This window comes from Paraburkholderia sp. FW306-2-2C-D06C (genome assembly GCF_058781505.1).
In genome coordinates this window covers 1-16,042 of record NZ_JBYSWU010000054.1, presented here as the reverse complement: position 1 = coordinate 16,042, position 16,042 = coordinate 1, and the positions used below count along the sequence as shown (strand labels likewise).

Here is a 16,042-nt window from a genome sequence, read left to right as displayed (position 1 = left end):
CGGGTATTGAGTTTGCCTGGCGACGCGGCCGATCCGGTGTATGTTCGCCAAGGACAAACGTTGCCAGATGCCGCGCCACCGGCATCTGGCTTGTCCGTCGCTACGCGGAAATCAGCTCGCCCGTCGCTACGCGGAAATCAATGCCGTAATCTGCGCGGCACTAAGCGCGTTATGGTAGATGCGGAACTCGTCGATCAAGCCGCTGAAATACGGGTCGGCTGAAAACTGCGAACGGCCGATCCAGTTCTGGTTCGTACTTTCCAGACGGAACGGCGCAAACGACATCGCCGTGTTGGAGCCGATCTCGCTGCCGTTCAGGTACAGCGTGCCGACATTGCCCGACAGGGTCACCGCGACGTGAGCCCATTGCCCCGTGGGCAGCGCGACGTTGCCGTCGATGCCCTGCTCGCCGGCGGCGCCGTTGAGCGTGATCGCGAAGCGTGCGAACCCGCTATTGGCGCGCGGCGTCAGCATCATGTAACGGCCCGTGCCGGAGCCGAAGTCGAATACGCGCTCCCAGGTCGTCGCCGCGTTCAAGTAGACCCAGGCCGCGATCGTGAAGTCCGACACGTCTGCCACGAGGTTGCCCGGCAGGCTCACATAGCCCGTGCTGCCGTCGAGCGACACGGCATTGCCCTTCTTGCCGGCCGCCCGGCTCGCACCGCCGACCAGCGTACCGGTATGTCCATTCCCGCTCGAATCGGCCGCGCTCGTGCCGCTGCTTTCGTCGAATGTCAGCCAGGTCTGCAGTTGCACCGCCGTGATCGCAACGGCCACGTTCGACGCAGCCGTTTCACCGGACGGCGTCACCGCGGTCACGACGTAGTAGTAGGTGCCGGCTGCAAGACCGCGGTCCGTATAGCTGAGCAGATCGGTGACGCCGTTCGCAATGGATGTATAGGGTCCGCCCGACGTAGTGCCACGCTTGACGTTATAGCTCGTCGCATACGCCGTGCCCCACCACGACAGGATGACCTGCCCCGCGCTCACGCTCGCGCTGAGTGCGCTCGGCGCCGCGCCGCTTGCGATCGCGTCCAGCGTGCAGGTCAGCGTTCCATAGCCCAGTTGGTCGTAGCCGCCGCTGTCCGATCCATAGTTGCCTCCGCCACCTTCCGGCTGAACCAGCGTCGCAAACTTCTGCGTATAAGGCGCGGCCAGACCCTTGCGGTTGACGTAATGGTTGTAGACCAGCGCCCAGCAAGGCCGCGCCGTACCTTGAGCCAAAGTCGAAAAGCCCGTCTGGTTGACGTTGTCGACATTGTTGTAGCGTACGAAGGGCACGGTGTAATAGGTCGTGCCCGACTGGATCAGGTTGCTCTTCGCAACGTATTCGGCGCCCATGAGGAACCGGTTGTTGTCGTAGCCATAGAGGTCTACTCCCTGATTCCAGGCCATTTCGCAGATCGCCCCCCCGAGCGCGATGCCGAGCGTGGCGTGCCCCTGGTCGCGTCCCGATTCCTGCCATTGGCCAAGATAGCCCGGATGAACGTAGTACACAGCTTGCTGGATCGCGCCGTTGCCTGCGCCGCTCTTGAAGTAGATTACGGCCTCGTCGAATAGCGCCTGATCGTCGCATAGCACGCCGATGGCCATGATCGATGCCATGTTGCACAGATCCCAGTTGGCCCAATAGTGAGTCACCTCGGTGTTGTTGTGCCGGTTGATGAAATCGTGATTGATCGGATAGAAGATGTTGCGCATCATGCTCTGGAAGCGCGCGAAGTCGGCGGCCGCCCAGCCTGAATAGGTGCGCATGATTTCACCGGCATTGGCGAATTCATAGCCGTAGATGCCGGCCGCAAGATCGGCGTTCGTATCGCCGCCGATCCCGGTCAACGTGGACGACCAGGCGTTCATGATCTGCACTGACTTGTCGGCATAAGCGGTGTTGCCCGTGACTTTCCAGCGCAATGCGCAGGCGTACGCCGCCGCGACGTCATTGAACAGCAAGGCGTAGTTCTGCGGATGCACCCCGTCGCTACCCCGATAGACGACCGCCTGTGGGCGCGGTGTCCAGGACAGGCTGGCATGACTGTTCGCAATCAGGAGATTCCAGCTATCGATCCACGGCGAAGCCTTCGCCGCGACCTTCTGGCTCATCCGGTCGAAATCGGCCTGGGTGTGCAGCAGACCTGGATGGACGAACGTGCCGGATGACGAACTGCTTAGCACCGCCGCGCGCGACGCGGCCGCCGCAAGCGATGACCCGGACGATGCTTCGGCGTTGCCGCCACCGCCGCAGGCGGACAGCGCCAACGCACCGAGGCTGTAAAGGAATGTACGACGCGAAATGCCTTCAGCAATGTGTGCCTGCATCGCGAAGGAATCCGCTTGTCCAGACAATGTTTCAGGAGTGTCTGGATTCACGTGAGCTCGTTGCACATCGAATTTGCTAGATTTCGATCTTTTCATACCTTGCTCCATCTCTGAATGGGACGCGCCCGGCGGTTGATCCACGTAACGATTCCGGACGTCGCCGATAGTTGGCAAACGTTTGCTCTCGAGGCCGCAACGTTCCTCGCCCGTACCAAGCGGCGAACAAAATCATCACGGCCTGTTTGTCTGTTGCAGTTCAGTGAACCCTGTTGGCTTCACCCAGTTTTTGATACGCGCGTTCAGTGCCCGGCAAGGCTTTCTGTTTTGCCGGATGGCTCGTCCCGATACGCTTTTGCGCTGCGACGTCGAATCTGAATGCGAATACCGGTTGATTCATTTCGATCATTTAAGGTTGCCGATATCGCATCGGATCAAGCGATTTCGACAGGTGTTCCGAAGATCAGACATAGCTGTGCCGCCAGAATCAAGCCGTGACGAGCGCGGATGGCGGCGGCTGCTGATGATCCACGATCCTCCATGGTATACGGCCACGTCCAGTCATTCTGAAGAGCGGAAGCAGGTGTTATTTCATCGGTTTCAGGTAAGGCGCTGGATGTAAAGCAAGCTCCAGCAATGGTCTATGAATAGGAAAGGAAATCCTTATAAAAAAATCAGGATTTATTTACAAAGAAATGTTCATAGAGTGAGCGAGCCTGAGGAATAGGCTCGCGGAAATCAGCGAATAAAGCGCGCGTCAACTTTCCGACCCGGTCGCCCGCGAGAGTCTGTCGTGCTCGCCGCGCAACTCGTCGTGGCGCGGCGACGCATCGCGGTCGATCTCCCGCTGACGCAGCCGCCCCGGCAGGCGCGCTGAGGTGCTTAGCGTCTTGCCGAACAAGATGCATGGCGATTCGATGAATCGATACGTAAGCGATGCGCTCGCACAGAGCAGAACGACATAGGCAAGACCGACAAGCCAGAATGCCGGCATGCTGGCGAATGCGAACGAGCGGATTGCGGGAATGGAAAAGAACAGCGTGAGGAACAGCCCCTGGGCTAGGTAGATGCTATAGCTCGCTTGTCCCAGCATCTGCACGGACCGGCTCGTCAGTAAGCCGAATAGGGTGGTGCCGGAGCTGATCAGATAGAAGAGGAGCGAATAGTACGCGACAGACATCGGGGACAGTGTTTGGAATGCATGTGGCGCAGCAAACATTGCGGCAAGCAGCAACAAAGCGGCAGACGACGTAGCGCGGTCGTCGAGATGAATCCGGTGGCCCGTATGATGAAGTGACGCGGCGCTCATGCCGGCAAGGTACAGCGAGGCGAACATGGGCATCGTCTTGTGGCTCGTCAGCCCCGCGACCAGCAGGCAGACGGTCAGGGCCAGCAATGGGAAGAGCACGCGGGTCTTCTTTCCGGATAGCAGGGCCAGCACTGGCAGGCACGCGTAGAAGAGCCACTCCCAACGCAATGTCCACGTTACGCCGGCCAAAATCAGATCGGCCCTCGGGTGGCCGTTCACCGTATGCGGCACGTCGACGATCCCCACGCCGAGCCAGCACAGCACCTGGTAGGCGACGCTGCTTGCCGGCTCGCGCAGTATGAAGCCGGTGCGCGCAAAGACGACAAGCAGCATGATGCTGACAACGAACAAATACATCGGACCAATGCGAAACAGACGCGCGATATACAACCGCAACCAATCGGTCTTGATGCCGGCCTGAAGGACCTTTTCCCAAAAGACGAACCCTGTGATCATAAAAAAGAGTGGGAACGACTCGAAATAGCCGATCATGCCTTCCCATTCGCCCGTCTCGATGGCTTTGTGGGTGCGCAGCAAGTGACTGACGGCGACATTGATCGCAAGAAAGGCGCGCAATCCATTTATCGCGGCGTTGCGTGCAGGCGGCGAACTCGCCGGCGCGGCGTTCGACCGCGCTTGCCAGAGCTGAAATATCCAGAACGTGGTCGCCAGCAAGACGATGCTCGGTAAGGCGGGGGAGTAACCGATCATGGGCGTCTCCGGTCTCGTGGAACGGGCCAAGCGAGAGCGGTGCTCGACCGAAGCAGCGATCGTCTGCCCGCCGTGACCGCGTTCACCGGCTCCACTCGCATGCAGTAGGACAGCGCGTTGGCCGCGCTGTGTATAGGCTTCCTTCCTGGGTACGCAAAGAGAGCCGCGTTCTCTTTGTGGAACGCGGTCGAGAGGCTCAGTTTTCCCCTCGCTGTCTCCGTTTTATAGACCCGAGTATGGGTCGTCAATGGGGTTGCTTCCCCAAACGTTTGGAATTCTGTGGGCCAGCCCACCGGCCACACGCGTTATTCCTTCTGAGCGACCAGCTTCTGGATTGCCGCTTCGGTCTGAGCGTAATCGCCTTCGCCGAAGTGGCTATAGACGATCTGTCCTTTCCTGTCTCGTCTGGATGTATCTCGTGTGTGTCGATTGGGATTCGAATGCGCAATGTTTTGTATCTATTCGGCGCGTGGATGCATTGCGATACAAATCGTGGAGCTATGCCACCAGCAGCCTGAAATTCCGCGTTCACCCATCCCACTAATCAAGAAGCGGCAGTCTTCAGCCCGGCGGCGTGTAAACTGCTGACTTTTTTGACTTTGGTGGTATGGTGCAAGCCCCGCAGCGCACAGCTTTCAGCGGTCCGACGCTCATTCGCTTACTGGCTCGCCTGACGGACGCCGACGTTCCCGAATCCACGCAATCGCTCTCGGACCGGCTGAGCCAATGGCTCGGCTGGACCGACGCCATCGCGTTGTCGAGCGCGCTCAACGGCAGTCCGCCTGCCGCAGCATCCGGCGCGCGCGCCTTCGGCAGCGCTGAAGAGAACGAGTGCGACCGCGTGCGCACCTCGTTGGCACATGCCATCGCTGGCGACAGTGCGTTCGCCGGCGCCAGACGGCGCGGGCCGGCGCAAGCGCCCGTCCAGGGCGCCCCCATGGATGCAGCGGTCGATTACGCGGTTTTTCGTCAACGCTATCTCTCCTTGCAGCAGGAGATGGAGACGGGTATTGGCAATCTGCGAGGCCGTCTGCGGCAAATGCTGGCCGCCAGGACGCCCGCCATGACCCGGCTCGCGGTAATGGATGCCGTCATGGAGCGAGCGCTGAGTTCGCGCGAGCAGAACCTGCTGGCCGCTGTGCCGGGGCTCCTTGCAGCGCACTTCGAGCGTTTGCGCCGGGCCGGGCAGGACACGCTGGCCGACGCTCGAGCTTCGGGCGATGCCGCGGCGGTCACGCCCGGCGCATGGCTCGACGTGTTCCGCAAGGATATGCAGAGCGTGTTGCTCGCCGAACTGGATCTTCGTTTTCAACCGGTCGAAGGGTTGCTCGCGGCCCTTCGCACCAGCTAACTGGGACACTATGTCCAGACATCTTCTTAATCTCGTTGTTTTTCTGGCAGGTCTGGCCGCTGTGTGCTGGATCGGCGCCGGCTACGCCGGCTCGAACCCGCTGGCGCTGGCCGTCACGATGCTGGTTGGCGTTTGCTATCTGGCCGGCGCGCTCGAGTTGCGACGCTACAGCCAGGCGACTTCCACCCTGGCGAGCGCCGTCACGGCGCTGTCCGTACCACCGCCGAGCCTTGACGCCTGGCTCGACCGCTTGCATCCCAGCCTGCGCAATGCGGCGCGCCTGCGCACCGAGGGTGAGCGCGTGGCTTTGCCGGGGCCGGCGCTGACGCCGTATCTGGTCGGCCTGCTGGTCTTGCTGGGCATGCTGGGTACGCTGCTGGGCATGGTGGCGACCCTCAGGGGCACCGGGATGGCGCTGGAAAGCGCGACGGACTTGCAGGCTATCCGCGCTTCGCTGGCCGCACCGGTCAAGGGGCTGGGATTTGCGTTCGGCACCTCGATTGCGGGCGTGGCCACCTCCGCCATGCTCGGGCTGCTTTCCGCGTTGTGCCGACGCGAGCGGATTCAGGCGGCGCAGTTGCTCGACGTGAAGATCGCGACGACCTTGCGCATCTACTCGCAGACCCATCAGCGCGAGGAAACCTTCAAGCTCCTCCAGCGGCAGGCCGAGGTGATGCCCGCTCTGGTCGATCGGCTACAGACGATGATGGCGGCCATCGAGCAACAGGGCCTCACCTTGAACGAGCGGCAGATCGCCAGCCAGGACGTCTTCCATGGCAAGGCGGAGGCCGCCTACACGCGCCTTGCTGCCTCCGTGGAGCAGTCGTTGAAGGAGAGCGTCGCCGAAAGCGCCCGCGTCGCCGGCGCGGCGTTGCAGCCGGTCATGCAGGCCACGATGGCGGGTCTCGCGCGCGAGTCGGCCTCGTTGCATGAGACCGTCACGCACGCCGTGCAGCGTCAGTTGGACGGGCTGTCGACCGGTTTCGAGACGACTACGACGACCGTGGCGGATATCTGGAACCGGGCATTGGGCGAACACCAGCGATCGAGCGAAGTGCTTGCCCAGGACCTGCGCGCCTCGCTGGACCGATTCAACGAGACTTTCGTACAACGCTCGGCCGGCTTGCTGGAGGGCGTCTCCGCGCGCCTGGAAGCCGCGGCCGGCAGTGTGGCGCAGGCGTGGGGCGAGGCGTTGTCGCGGCAAGAGCGCGTCGGCGAGAAACTGGCGGGCGACAACCAGCAAGCCCTGGCGGCGGCCACTGCGACCTTCGAGCAGCATTCGGCGTCGCTGCTAAGCGGCGTGAGCCAATCGCATGCCGACTTGCAGGCGGAATTGGCGGCGCGCGACCAGCAGCGCCTCGCGGGCTGGACCGAAACGCTCGGTTCGATCGCCGCGACGCTGAGCAAGGAGTGGGAGCAGGCGGGCACGCGTACCGCGAGCCGGCAGCAGGAGATTTGCGAGACGCTCGCGCAGACCGCACGCGATATCTCGGCACAGACGCAGGCTCACGCGAGCGACACGATCGTGGAGATCTCCCGCCTCGTGCAAGCCGCCTCGGAAGCGCCCAAGGCCGCGGCCGAAGTCGTCGCCGAACTGCGTCAGAAGCTCTCTGACAGCATGGTTCGCGACACCGCGATGCTGGAGGAGCGCAGCCGCCTGCTGGCCACGCTGGAAACGCTGCTCGATGCTGTGAACCATGCGTCCACCGAGCAGCGGTCGGCCGTCGACGCGCTGGTCGCGACGTCGGCGGATCTGCTGGAGCGTGTCGGCACCCAGTTCACCGACAAGGTCGAGCTCGAGACCGGCAAGCTGGGCGCCGTTGCCGCGCAAGTCACCGGCAGCGCCGTCGAAGTGGCGAGCCTCGGCGAAGCATTCGGTGTGGCCGTCCAGTTGTTCGGCGAGTCGAACGACAAGCTGGTGGCCCACCTGCAGCGTATCGAAGCTGCGCTGGACAAGTCCCTCGCGCGCAGCGACGAACAGCTTGCCTATTACGTGGCGCAGGCGAGGGAAGTCGTCGACCTGAGCATGAGGTCGCAGAAGCAGATCGTCGAAGACCTGCAACAGCTCGCCGGCCAGCGGGCGTCCGCCGGAGCCGAAGCGGCATGAGCGAGGAAATCGACGGCGGTGTGGAGACAACGGCGCCGATATGGGCCGTATTCGGCGACCTGATGTCGGTGCTGCTGGGCGCCTTCGTGCTGATCCTGGTGGGCATCATCGGCGTGCAGTTGGAACTCTCGACGAGGCTGGATGAAGAGGTCAAGCAGCGGCAGATGGAAACGCAGCGCCGCAAGAGCCTGGAGCAGGCGCTGGCAGGGCCGCTGGCGGCGGGCCGGGTGACGCTGGTCAACGGGCGCATCGGCATCAGCGGCAGCGTGCTGTTCGCGCTGAACTCCGATCAATTGCAGCCCGCAGGCCGGGAAGTGCTGAAGAGCCTGGCCGGGCCCCTGTCCGGGTATCTCAAGGCCCGCGACGAAATCCTGATGGTGAGCGGCTTTACCGACGACCGCCAGGTGCGGGACGGCAACCGCCGCTTTGCCGACAACTGGGAGCTGTCGGCGCAGCGCGCGTTGACGGTGACGCGTGCGTTGATCGACGAAGGCGTGCCCGCCTCCTCGGTATTCGCGGCTGCGTTCGGCTCCGGGCAGCCCGTCAGCTCGAATACCGACGACGCCGGACGAGCCAGGAACCGGCGAGTGGAAATCGCGCCTGTCCCGAGGCCGTCGACTGCAACGGTGAAGTCCCATGACTAGTGGCGTGACACACGCCCGGGCGACGCTCGACGCATGGCGCGAGCACGGCGCCGATCGCCTGGATCCGGTCCGCTTTCATTTCATCGAGGCGCTGGATCGGCGGGCGGCCGGCCACAGCGGCGAGGCGCGGCGCATCCTGGACGACAGGCTGTCCAAACTGCTAGCAGCCTATGCCGACGATCTCGAGCGCGCCGGCCCCAGGCCTGGCGACGCCGGCGGCGCTTCATCGTCAGGCGAGCCCGCTCGCGGAGCGCTCGCCGGACTGATCGATCACATTACCAGCCACGCGCCTATGGATGGCGACGGCCTCGCGGCGGCCAACGCCGCGCCGCGGCGCCCCTCCTATCCGGAACTGGAGGGGCTCGATTACTTCAGAGACATCTGGTCCAGGCTCAGCACCCAGAGGCAGTTGCGGCAGTCGCTGGAGCAGGTGCCGGGGAATGCCGGTCCGCTCAACTCGAGCAGCCTCGTGCATCGGTCGCTCTCGTTGATGCGCGAGCTGTCGCCTGGGTATCTCCAGCAGTTTCTGTCGTATGTCGACGCTTTGTCGTGGATGGAGCAGATGAACGGCGGCGCCGTGGCGGGTAAAGATGCGCCTCGCGTCGGGAGCGCCAGGAAGAGCGCCCGGGGCAAAGCACGCTAGCGCCGTCAGTGCGGCACCCATTCCCGCGAGGACCGAAGCCCTCATCATCTCGCTGCTGTTGGTTTGCAGGCTGTTGCTCCGCAATAGCCGTTTTTCATCGGCAATCGTTGCGTGCCGTCACAAACCTGTCACACCGAAAAATCAACATCGCTTGATGAATCAGCCGAGCCGGGCAGTCGGCGTGGCCGGACCAGAAGCGAGTACTCGTGGAGCCGGGGAGCCTGAGATCGCATTCTGGCGTGCCTTCCGTCATCACCGCCCGACGCCCGGCAGGAATGGACGAGACTTCATGAAACAGCGCGCGACGGTCGTGTGCCAGCAAGGAACGCGAGTTCTGCTGGTAGGCCGGGAACAAAGTAGATGGTCGCTGCCGGGCGGCAAACCGGAAGTGGGGGAAACGCTGGAAGATGCTGCGTTGCGCGAGTTGTTCGAGGAAACCTGCCTTCGTGCGGGTGCCTTGAAATTCATGTTCGAATTTGCCGGCGCGCATACCCGCCATCACGTTTTTGTGGCTGAGGTTGCGCAGGGGCAATTCCCGGTGCCCAGCAACGAGATTGCCCATTGCTGGTGGGCCAAGGTGACGGATGTCCCGAAGCTCGCCACCAGTGTGTCCACCAAGGGCATCGTGGGTCTGCTGGCCATGGATACTCGCCGCCCTCTACGGCTGCAAAACCGCCGCGAGCGAGCACAGTCGTTCGTGCAGAACCTCAGGCTCGCACTACAGGAAGGGAGCAATCAGGGCCCGCCTTCCTTCATGAACGCCAAAGGCTGACACCGCCAGGCAGTCGCCCCGCACTTTGGAACGGATGATTAGCGCGGGGGCAAAACCAGCCCTTCGCGCATGTGCCGTCGACGCAGCTTTTATCCCTTTGCAGGTCGCCCCGTCTTCACTGCTTCCACTGATGACACCGCGGCTACAAGTTGTTTCGGTGCGGCGGACTCCAGCATCAGCAGCCCTGCACGCAACAGCTCACTCTTCTTGACGGAAACGCCGGCATCCAGACACTTCTGCTTCAGCGCCGCGATTTTTTCGTAGTCGGATTTTGGCATGGTGAAGCTGTCGCGCACGACTTTCTCTTTCTTTGCGCGCTTCACTTTTGCCTCTGCGGGAGCGCTGGCCGGTGCGGCCTCCTCAGCCACCGGGCGTTTTGATTTCGCGGCCTTGGTCGTGGCGGACTTTTTCGTCGTAGCGGGCTTTTTCGCAGCGGCGGCCTTCTTCGCAGCGGCAGGCTTCTGCGCAACCGGTTGCTCCGCAGGGGCAACGGCTTTGTCATCGCCTGATGCAACGCTATTCGAATTCGTCGGGAAGTGGAATGTTTTCTTGCTGGGCTTCTGGGTAATGGGAGCGGTCATGTGAACCTCTACGTTTTTAATGGTATAAACAGTATATACCGTTTATCGCAATTATCCCGTCGGACAGGTCCCGCCGTCTTTCTATCGTTACCTGGTGCGCCGCACTGAAGCGAAGAAACAGAAATCCTGCAATCGCTAGCCGGTGTACGCGTCAGAGCGGTTTTCAGCACGCATCGCGCCGACCGCGCCCGTCAAGCCAGCGCGACATCTACGGCGGCTTTCAAGGTACAACGGCCGTTCGTCGACTCGCATAGGGAGACGGGAGTTCGGCCATTGCCGACATTGGGGCGGGCTGACTTGTACGTCAGCAATGTGGCGGATTGCTGACGGGCTGCGTCAAGGAGACGGACGGCAGCTTTCTGCATCAGCGAACTCACACTCCCGACCCGTCTCGGTCGCTCGTTAAGCGCCATTGGATGTCGACTTTGTCGCGGATTTCGGCCGTTCGTGCTGGTCACGGCTGCCACGGGCGCGGCGACGAATATAGACCTCTGTCCGGTCGCTACGTCGGACAAGGCATCAAGGAGCCGCTCTGCGTGCTGTTGGTATTGGGTGCCAGTTCGGTGCCCGATTCCAGCAGGAAGGCTCTTCAGCGAAAGCGAGCCGTCGGTAAGATGGACGGCTCAGGGAATTGAATGTCTCAAGACTGACGCCGCGGGCCCCGCATCGGCAGGAGCATGACCCGTGAGGCAGGCAAAAGCAGGCAGGAGCGGGCAGATGCAAGCCGCTGCAAGTAAAGCGCTATCGGCTCGCCTGCATGAATGCGAGCAATGCCGCGCCGACTTCATCGTCGGCGGTGTTGAACGAGTCGACCACGGACATGTGATTGTGTCCCGCGAAGCGTGCCCACGTCGGGCAGCGCTTTGCATCGCATAGCGCGGCCCTCAGGTGCGTTGCGTAACCCTCAATTTCGGGCGGATCGAACTCGGCCATTGTCACCATGATCGGCAGCGGCGTGCTCAGCATGCCGGGCAGCGACGAGCGCTCCGCATACACGCTCGCGTCTTCGCCGAAATACGCGTCGCGCGCCGGTCCTTTGGCACGGGCTGGATCGATGATGCCGGGCGATATCAGGGCGACGCCCGCCAGCCCGACACCCTGTGGTCCGTAAAAGCGCGGCTGCGCGACATAGCTGGCTACGTGCGACGCCCCGGACGAATGGCCGACCAGAAATATCCGCGATGGAGCGCCGCCTTGCGCCGCGATGTTCTGTTGCACCCAGCGTACCGCGAGCCCCAAGTCTTCCGCGCCCGATGGCCAGCGGTTTTGAGGAGCCAGCCGATAGTTCACGTTCACTCCGATCATCCCGTGATTCGCGGCCCAGAGCATGATGTTGTCGTAGAACGGGCTGTCGGGCGCATGCTTGTCGCCGAGGACATAGCCGCCACCGTGCACGAAGATCATCACGGCGCGCGGCGACGATGGAGCGGCTTCGGGCACGAACGTGTCGAGACGTTGCTTGTCGTCCGGACCATAGCTCGCGTCTCGCGTGACACGTACGCCCGCATAGGACTGAGCTTTCAACTGAGGTGCGTAGAGCGCACGCGTCGCGACAGGGTCGATCACGCGTCCGATGGTTGCTAGTTTTGGTGAGACGTCTGGGGGCGGCTCGGCTTGCGCAACCTGGTTGATTGCGACGCAGCCGGACACAACGACAACCCAAGCAAACCCGCGGTGCTTCATATCGCCTCCCCGGAAGGATCACGGCGCTTTGATCATCTCGCCCGTTCAGAGGTTAGCCCATCGCGGCGCAAATCGCTATTGAGATATAGCACGAGCGAGCCGGCGAGCTGATCACCGCGGGACCGGACGCAGCCGCTTCTTCGAGAGAAGCTCGTGCAGCACCGCCCAGAAGACTGGCGGCGCAGAGAGCGTTCCGCCGACCACCACGCACAGGCTGTGCTCCATGGCCGGCGAGAAGTTGCTGAGCCGTCTGGCGTCGACTTCGCTTACCTCCGTCTGGCGGCACAACGGCTTCAACCGATTCCACGGTCGTCGCGTGCCGACTAGAGAGCGGTCGTTCGTGGGACGCTGGCGGGTGACTCAAATTGGCCGATTGCCGACAATTGGGACCGGCGAGTTCTGATTCGACTCGGAGCGGATACGCTCGGTGATTCTTTGTCACGGCGGCGCCTGAATTCCCTAAGTAACCCGTGCGGCCAGACATCTTGTCGCCTGACAAAGCGGCCGGTCACGTCTCAAGAATCTCGATGCCGTTTTCGGCACACCATTGCCTCAGCGTTTCATCCTACCTGTACGTATCAAAGCTCCCAGGACAGGCGAATCCGCTCGCGAATTTCGGCCAGGCGCTGGACGGGTTCGTTTGCAAATACAAAGCGCAGGTATCGACTGCCGCTTGGCCCCCAGTTGTCCATCGGTGTGGCGGCCACCTTGCCTCGGGCGAGCAAGCGCCTTGACGCTTCGGCTGGTTCAAGACCAAGCCGCTGCGTATCGATCAGCAGCGACCACCCGCCGTCCGGTCGCATCACGGGGAGGTCCGCCAGCGCGGTCAGTAGCGCATTGCGGCGGGCTTCCCACTCCGCAGTCGCCGCGGCCACGCCATCGTCGTCGGCATTCAGTGCGGCCATGGCGCCCGGCATGGCGATGCCGACCTGACAAACGACGTTTGACAAACTGGTCAGTCGCACATCGGCCATAAGCTGTGCTGGCCCGACTATCCAACCGACTCGCCAACCGATCATCCGATATTCCTTGGAAACCGAGCCCACGGTGATGGTCCGCTCGCGCATACCAGGCAGGGAAACAGGGTGGACGACCTTCCGGCCGTCAAACAGGATTCTCTCCATGGCAGCGTCATAGACCAGCCACGCACCGGCGCGCTCGCAATGCCGGGCGATCTCATCCCATTCCGCCGCCGACACGACGAAACCAGTCGGCATCGAAGGCGACATGATGAGCAAGGCCCGTGTGCGAGGACTGATCACGCTCGCCAGGCTCTCCAAGTCGAGTCGCCATCCGTCGACTCCCGGCGCGAGCTGTGCAAATCTCGGCACGCCACCTGCCAGATACACGCGATTGATCAGGCCAGCGTAAGTCGGATCGGTAAGTACAACCTCGTCCCCGGCTTCAAGCGTCGATAACAGGACATTCAGGATCCCTGCCAGCCCACCCGCAGAGATGATGCACTCGGTATCCGGGTCATAGACGACGCCGGAAAACCGTCGGACCCGCTCGACTGCGGCTTCGCGCAGCGCACGCTGACCCATGAACGGCAAATAGCTGTTGGCGGCATCGTCGTCGATTGCTTCGTGCGTGCGCCGGATCGCCGCGGGTGGCGGCCGCAGGTCGGTGTCCAGATTCTCGAGCCGCAGGATGTTGGCATTGCGCATCGAGTCCGCGGTTTCGGCCATCCTGTCGACCCCGATACCTGGGATGTTCTGCAAGCGTGTGACGGCCATGCTGTTCTCCTTGTCCATACCAGTTCATTAAAGCGCGAGAAGCTCCCCAGTGGAAAGGTCTGCCATGCGTCATCCGTGGCACGTCTGGGCGAACGGGATCCCGGCGTTCAATTCAACACTTTCACGAAGCCGCACCAATCCGCATCGCTACGGCAATGTGAACCCCTGGCAGCAGGCTGCCGAGCTGTGGAGCGGCGCAGCGAGAGCGCTGCGCCGCCGCCGGGCGCTGTTTGTCCGCTTTCGGGCGCGAGGGCCAACGTCCGAAAGTGGCCCGGCTGTGAGCCTCCGGGGAATCCACCGTAAGCGGACAGCCGGGGGCGGGTAACCCAATCGAACTCCCATCATCCCTGTGGGAGTCTGTCATGAAGACCGAACAAACTCGTGAGGCGTGGAACAAAGGCAAGTTGATTGGGCAGAAGCCGCCGCTGAGGCCCAAGGACGTTTGGGCCATCCGGATCTACCTTCAGAACGCTCATGCTGTCCGCGATCTCGCCTTATTCAACCTTGCAATCGACAGCAAACTGCGCGGTTGTGACCTTGTCAGTCTGCGAGTCCGCGATGTCACTCACGGCAATGAGCTATTACCGCGGGCGCTGATCGTTCGGCGAAAAACGCAGCGACCCGTACAACTCGAACTGACCGAGCCGACTCGGTTGGCGGTCGGAGCGTGGCTTGAGAAGGCTGCTTTGAGGCCGGAGCAGTATCTTTTCCCCAGTCGACTATCGGCGTCTCCACACCTTTCAATCAGGCAATATGCCCGGATGATTCATCTATGGGCGGGCGCGGCGGGGCTTGACCCGACGGTCTACGGCACACATCCCATGCGCCGTACCAAGGCAACTTTGATTTACAAACGCACGAAGAACCTCAGGGCCGTCCAATTGTTGCTCGGCCTTAGCAAGGTTGAAAGCACAATCAGGTACCTTGGCATCGAAGTCGACGACGCGCCTGAGATCTCAGAGCAGACTGAAATCTAGCGCGGCCGGTGCTGGCCGCACGAAACGATGCTTCGTACGGGTTCGTGCGGCCGCTTTCTGGCGCGGCCCTATTCGTGCGCAACCGGCCATGAACTGCCGCTCGCAGTTACATTTCCATCGAATTCCTTTGGCGATGAGCTAAGCTGACTTGATGGCGATCGGACCAACGCCGTCGTCGTTTGAAGCACGGTTGCGGGGCCGCCGTCGCTGGTCATCGTCGTACGTTGACGTCCGGTTCTGAACACGTAAAACGACCCTCATTGGCCGCTTTGAAGCGGTGCATAAGAAGGGCCAAAAGCAATGGGCATTCGTCGCCGCTGCTCCAGTTGTAGCTTGCTGATTCGCTAGCCCGTCCAAACGGCAAGCGTCCTGGCGACATCAATGTTTAAAAGGGGATGGCAATGAAGTACATGATTAGCTGGTTCGAACGCACACAAGGTTCGCCTGTAGAGTACGAGAATGCCCAGAAGCGAATCCTTGATGTGTTTGGTCAGTGGAAGGCGCCAGACAACTTCAAGATCGAGTTTTTCGTGGTGCGTGTGGGAGAGTGGGGTGGGCACATGTTGGTTGACTGCGACGATCCGTTGGCGGTTCACAAAGTTTGCTCGACATTCCCTGCATTTGAATTTCGGGCGCACCCCGTAGTTGCCGTCGAGGACGCGGTCCGGGTCGAACTCGAAGCGATCGCCTGGCGAGACGGACTGAAAAGCAAGTGACATCCGAGAGGATCATGTCGCCTTCACGGCGAGTGAACCCGAGGCACGGTCCTCCTTTTTGAGGTGGCCAGCGTCCTGGCACTGCCGCCGAGCCGCGGGCTAACCCCCGCTCAGTCGGACGGCCAACGGCCTGCACCCGCGGGCCGTCGTTGACCGTAAGCGTCCGCTTCAGGGAAGGATGAACGGCGGCAGCGGGTCGAGAGTACGCATCCGCTATCCGCGAAACCCGACATTCGCGGTCGCGTAGGTTCGAATGGCAGAAAAGGAACCTGAAGCCGCCTCACGTGCGGCGACACGTGAACGTCGGCTAAGGCCGAACTCCCGTCTCCCTGTGCGGGTCGACGAACGGCCGTTGTACCTTGAAAGCCACCGAAGATGCCGCGCTGGGTCGACGGGCCGCAATGGGTGCGGGAGTTCAGTTGCCCGGGTTCTGCCGTCTCCTTCCATTCGATAATCGCTGTCGGTCGTAGAAAGCGAGTTTGCGAGAAGTCGATAATCG

Annotated in this window: 12 protein-coding genes and 1 pseudogene; 7 read left to right on the top strand and 6 right to left on the bottom strand. The window is 62.1% G+C overall.

Annotated features, from left to right (window positions below; translation table 11 throughout):
* Positions 1–126 precede the first annotated feature (126 nt).
* The 3 genes and pseudogenes from AC3WLT_RS30035 to AC3WLT_RS30025 form a co-directional block, all read right to left on the bottom strand.
* Complete coding sequence (locus AC3WLT_RS30035) at positions 127–2,316, bottom strand: LamG-like jellyroll fold domain-containing protein (RefSeq protein ID WP_492595281.1); 2,190 nt, start codon at positions 2,314–2,316, stop codon at positions 127–129.
* A 754-nt stretch (positions 2,317–3,070) separates the two neighbouring features.
* Entirely contained in the window at positions 3,071–4,297 is a 1,227-nt protein-coding gene (locus AC3WLT_RS30030) for an acyltransferase family protein (protein WP_492595280.1), read from the bottom strand.
* Between the two features lie 341 nt (positions 4,298–4,638).
* Positions 4,639–4,734, bottom strand: a pseudogene (locus tag AC3WLT_RS30025) (thioredoxin); the annotation flags it as partial.
* Positions 4,735–4,940: 206 nt separating this feature from the next.
* On the opposite strand from AC3WLT_RS30025, the gene AC3WLT_RS30020 reads away from it, so the two are divergent.
* From AC3WLT_RS30020 to AC3WLT_RS30000, 5 genes are all read left to right on the top strand, one after another.
* Entirely contained in the window at positions 4,941–5,684 is a 744-nt protein-coding gene (locus tag AC3WLT_RS30020; protein ID WP_492595279.1) for a DUF3348 domain-containing protein, read from the top strand.
* Between the two features lie 10 nt (positions 5,685–5,694).
* Positions 5,695–7,791 carry a DUF802 domain-containing protein gene (locus AC3WLT_RS30015; protein ID WP_492595278.1) on the top strand — a complete coding sequence of 699 codons (2,097 nt, stop codon included), beginning with the start codon at positions 5,695–5,697 and terminating at the stop codon, positions 7,789–7,791.
* A complete protein-coding gene (locus AC3WLT_RS30010) occupies positions 7,788–8,435 on the top strand; it encodes an OmpA family protein (protein ID WP_492595277.1) in 648 nt (215 codons plus the stop codon). The genes AC3WLT_RS30015 and AC3WLT_RS30010 overlap by 4 nt, the downstream gene beginning before the upstream one ends.
* Positions 8,428–9,078, top strand: a complete 651-nt coding sequence (locus tag AC3WLT_RS30005; protein ID WP_492595276.1) for a DUF2894 domain-containing protein — start codon at positions 8,428–8,430, stop codon at positions 9,076–9,078. The genes AC3WLT_RS30010 and AC3WLT_RS30005 overlap by 8 nt, the downstream gene beginning before the upstream one ends.
* A 289-nt stretch (positions 9,079–9,367) precedes the next feature.
* Positions 9,368–9,850 (top strand): NUDIX hydrolase, encoded by a 483-nt coding sequence (locus tag AC3WLT_RS30000; RefSeq protein WP_492595275.1) that lies wholly within the window; start codon positions 9,368–9,370, stop codon positions 9,848–9,850.
* Positions 9,851–9,939: 89 nt separating this feature from the next.
* Here AC3WLT_RS30000 and AC3WLT_RS29995 read toward each other — a convergent pair whose 3' ends face one another.
* The 3 genes from AC3WLT_RS29995 to AC3WLT_RS29985 form a co-directional block, all read right to left on the bottom strand.
* Positions 9,940–10,431 (bottom strand): hypothetical protein, encoded by a 492-nt coding sequence (locus AC3WLT_RS29995; RefSeq protein ID WP_492595274.1) that lies wholly within the window; start codon positions 10,429–10,431, stop codon positions 9,940–9,942.
* A 741-nt stretch (positions 10,432–11,172) separates the two neighbouring features.
* Complete coding sequence (locus AC3WLT_RS29990; RefSeq protein ID WP_492595273.1) at positions 11,173–11,997, bottom strand: alpha/beta hydrolase; 825 nt, start codon at positions 11,995–11,997, stop codon at positions 11,173–11,175.
* A 695-nt stretch (positions 11,998–12,692) separates the two neighbouring features.
* Complete coding sequence (locus AC3WLT_RS29985; protein ID WP_492595316.1) at positions 12,693–13,850, bottom strand: pyridoxal phosphate-dependent aminotransferase; 1,158 nt, start codon at positions 13,848–13,850, stop codon at positions 12,693–12,695.
* A gap of 362 nt (positions 13,851–14,212) precedes the next feature.
* Here AC3WLT_RS29985 and AC3WLT_RS29980 point away from each other — a divergent pair, with 362 nt between their 5' ends.
* Both AC3WLT_RS29980 and AC3WLT_RS29975 read left to right on the top strand, forming a co-directional pair.
* Positions 14,213–14,827 (top strand): tyrosine-type recombinase/integrase, encoded by a 615-nt coding sequence (locus tag AC3WLT_RS29980; protein WP_492595272.1) that lies wholly within the window; start codon positions 14,213–14,215, stop codon positions 14,825–14,827.
* Positions 14,828–15,228: 401 nt separating this feature from the next.
* Positions 15,229–15,543: a DUF3303 domain-containing protein gene (locus tag AC3WLT_RS29975; RefSeq protein ID WP_492595271.1), complete on the top strand. Its 315-nt coding sequence runs from the start codon at positions 15,229–15,231 to the stop codon at positions 15,541–15,543.
* Positions 15,544–16,042: the final 499 nt, after the last annotated feature.